Genomic DNA, 1,249 nt, shown 5'->3' with positions numbered 1-1,249 from the left:
CGAGCACGCGCAGCGACGCGCGCTCGGTGAGGCGCGACGCGGCGAACCACCCGCCGAGGCCCGACAGGGGGATGGCGAGGAGCCAGAGCCCGAGGAGCGCCGCGGTGGGGTTCCAGAAGGACGCGCTGCCGAGGACGGCGAGCACGCCCGCGAACGGGTCGGCCGCGCCGACGAAGCCGCCGCCGATGTCGCGCCACCCCGCGGACGCGTTGCGCCACAGCGAGGCGAGATCGTCGGAGAGCGGCAGCAGGCCGCCGCCGGAGATCCCGCCCGACGCGAGCAGCGGCGCGAAGAGGATCACCGAGAGGGCCACGGTGGCGAGCAGCACCCATCCGCCGCCGGTCTGCAGGAACTGCAGGTCGTCGACCCGGCCTCGTGCGCGCTGGCGGCGCGCTTCGGCGGCCTGCTGCCGGCGCACCCGCACCTCGTCGGGTCGGATCCGGAGCGGCGCCAGCGCGGACCACTTCACGGCCTTCACGTCGGCGATGGCGCGCCGCGAGCGCAGGATGCGCTGCGGCGTGACCATGACCTCGATCGCGGCGGCGAACTCGCCGGGGATCGAGCCGGGGGTCTTCACGAGCAGGTGCCGCAGCGATCGCAGCAGCGCGATGGGGAGCAGCGCGAGCCAGTGGAGGGGAACGAGCGCCACCGGGGCGTCGGAGAGTCGTCGATGCAGCCATGCTGTCCGAGCGACCCGCGCCCGGTGACGGGCGGCTCGGCCACCCGGCTCGGACCCGGGGCCCGCGACGCCGGTGTCGGCGAACCGCATCGACGCGGACGGCACGGCGATCACCCGGTGCCCGGCGAGCCGGGCGCGCATGCCCAGGTCGAGGCCGTCGTCCACGACGGGCAGCGCCGGGTCGAACCCGTCGAGGCGGCGCCATACAGCGTGCCGGACGAGCATGCCGACCGGGTCGGCCCCGAGGATGTCGGAGAGGTCGTCGTGCTGCCCCTGGTCGAGCTCGCCGTCGACGATCGGCAGGCTCCGGCCGCCGCGCGTGACCGATCGACCGAAGCGGACGATGCGCTTCGGGTCGTCCCACTCGACGAGCTTCGGTGCGGCGATCGCCGCGGTGCGGGCGTTCTCGAGCGCCGCGACGAGCGCTTCGAGCGCGGTGGGTGCGGGCGCGGCGTCCTCGGTCAGGAGCCACAGCGCGGACCGGTCGTCGTCGGGCTCGGCGAGGGTGCGCTCCACGGCCGCGACCGCTGCGCCGAACGGCTGCGGCGCCCCGAGCGAGACGACGTGCGA

Annotated in this window: 1 protein-coding gene; it reads right to left on the bottom strand. The window is 75.8% G+C overall.

Translation table 11 applies throughout. The features are described from left to right. Positions 1–1,249 (bottom strand): glycosyltransferase (locus ESO86_RS17215; RefSeq protein ID WP_165308302.1); only part of this gene is annotated, 1,249 nt, incomplete at both ends.

Origin of the sequence: Agromyces binzhouensis, assembly GCF_004135055.1 — a bacterium.
In the GTDB taxonomy this organism is placed as follows: domain Bacteria; phylum Actinomycetota; class Actinomycetes; order Actinomycetales; family Microbacteriaceae; genus Agromyces; species Agromyces binzhouensis.
This window is presented reverse-complemented; position numbering and strand designations above follow the sequence as displayed.